Below are 2,129 nucleotides of genomic sequence, written 5' to 3'. Positions count from 1 at the left end.
CAGCCAGCAAAAGTGGTCACTGCTGAAACGCTGAACCTGTATCGCCGGGTGAAGTGGCTATTTAAACAAAGCCGACAGAGTCTTGGTAATCGGGAAATGACAAAGAAGCTGCGTGAAGAAGGCTTTAGCGTAGGTCGGTACAAGGTTCGCACTGTGATGAATAGGCTTAGCCTAAAAGTGACTCAGCGAGTAGCTTACAAAGTCACGACGAAGCGCAAACACAGTGATGCAGTAGCCGATAATTTGTTGAATCAGAACTTTAATCCAGTGGCTCCTAATCAGGTTTGGGCGGGTGACGTTACTTATCTGAAAACAGGTGAAGGCTGGATGTATTTAGCTATCGTCATGGATTTGTACTCGCGACGAGTTGTTGGCTGGCATATTGATAAGCGAATGACAACCGACTTGGTTAGCAAGGCATTGGTAAAGGCATATAACCTGAGGCAACCAGGAAAGGGGCTTGTGTTCCACAGCGACAGAGGCTCCCAGTATACGAGCAGACAATATCGCAAACAGCTATGGGGTTATGGCATGCGTGCGAGCATGGGAGATGTAGGAGCTTGCTGGGATAATGCCGTGGTCGAGCGGTTCTTCGGAAGCTTAAAGCACGACTGGTTATTTAAAGTACATCAGCCAACCAGAGAGTATATGAAGGAAGATGTCGCAGCCTACATGAGGTATTACAACCTCGAAAGGCTGCATTCGGCGAACAATGACATGTCGCCGGTTAATTATGAAAAGTCTCTACAGAAAGTGTCCGGTTGGAGTTGACCAGAACAGCCACTACAAACCTATATTCCAAATCAACTATGAATAATCACTCATGTTGCGTTCAGTGTTAAATTCACGGTTGGCGGAAGGTCATGGATATAGATTGCCAGTTCAATCTGTTCCAAATAGCCAGAGTACTGATTGAGAGACATGTGAAGCTCCGAAATGCGGCTAATCCATTTGACACGCAATACCGAGAATACTTGGCTAGGAGAAAGTCAAAAAGGTAAGCTCGTAACTTTTGGAGCGAGCCTTCTCTCACGGCTTTATAAGTTACCGAGTATCAAACGATGCCTTCATGGAGGCTGAGCCTAGTGCAGTGAAAGTTGCACGCTGCGTTCTTAGAGGAGCAGCACTTGGTAACAGGTGCCGTCTACTCGACAAAGTCTTCACAGTTTACGAGTCAAACCTCTGTGATAACCAAGGGATGATGGTATTTTAAGATAAGCGCTTTTAAGCAACTAAAGCTATTGACGACAGCAAATAAATTAGGAATACACGTTATTCTAAATTTATGAATATTTCTTGGTATAAGTAGTGGAATTCTCACTACTTTATTATTCATGCAATGATTTATAAATGCTTACACTACAAATACGCTTTAATCGCTTCAACCATCTTACTTATGATCGGCTGTGAAGATAGCTCGAGTATTTCTACGAACCCTTCTTCTGCGCCAAACTTTTTGGTTACAGAGTCAACTCAGCTATCATTCCAACTGTCACAAACAAGTTACTCAAATAGTAGTTGTAGTGAGCAAGTATGTATTTCTGATCAGGTCCCACAAGACGGAGAGTTTCCCGATGTTGCACACCCAATTGTTGAGGAGGGTGAATGGCAGGCAACTCACCACTTAGCTGTAAGTAAGCGTTATCACCTTATTGGTGGCGGTTATATGGAATATTTAGATGATCCAAATTACTGTGAATCGGCAGGTTTTTCCTCTCCATGTTTAGCGGGGATTTCAGAGGTCTTCTTATATGATACGGCAAGTAAAAAATCTTTTCAGATGTCTGGATATGCTGTTGCTCCGGGCCAGACCGTAGCTGAAGTCGTAGATGAAACCTTCTATCGTTGGCATTGGATAGAGCCTAATAGCCGCTTTAATCAAACGGATGACCTTTATCTTTGGGGGCAAATTAATCTGTACTATGACGGTCCAGATTATTCTGATGTGAGTGCTTGTGGTATTAGTAACATATATAACCTTTGGAAGTTCAATAGCCAAACAGTAGAGTTTGTTCCTGCTCATTATCCAATGTGTTCACGTTTTGGAACAGCGAATCCACTACACATTGAGTTTGACGATGGTATCGAGCCAAGTATTGTGATGGAGCCATTGTCCTATCATCACAATG

1 protein-coding gene and 2 pseudogenes are annotated in these 2,129 nt (G+C 43.4%); all 3 read left to right on the top strand.

The features are described from left to right. Nucleotides 1–771 (top strand): IS3 family transposase (locus ACP45E_RS17275; RefSeq protein WP_083251616.1); only part of this gene is annotated, 771 nt, incomplete at its 5' end. Between the two features lie 74 nt (nt 772–845). After that, a pseudogene (locus tag ACP45E_RS17270) lies at nt 846–1,001 on the top strand (group II intron reverse transcriptase/maturase); the annotation flags it as partial. Nucleotides 1,002–1,339: 338 nt separating this feature from the next. Continuing rightward, a pseudogene (locus ACP45E_RS17265) lies at nt 1,340–2,129 on the top strand (hypothetical protein); the annotation flags it as partial.

Origin of the sequence: Vibrio genomosp. F10 str. 9ZD137 (assembly GCF_049974785.1) — a bacterium.
Classification (GTDB): Bacteria; Pseudomonadota; Gammaproteobacteria; order Enterobacterales; family Vibrionaceae; genus Vibrio.
The sequence above is the reverse complement of the archived record's forward strand: the minus strand, read 5'-3'. Positions and strand labels throughout refer to the sequence as shown.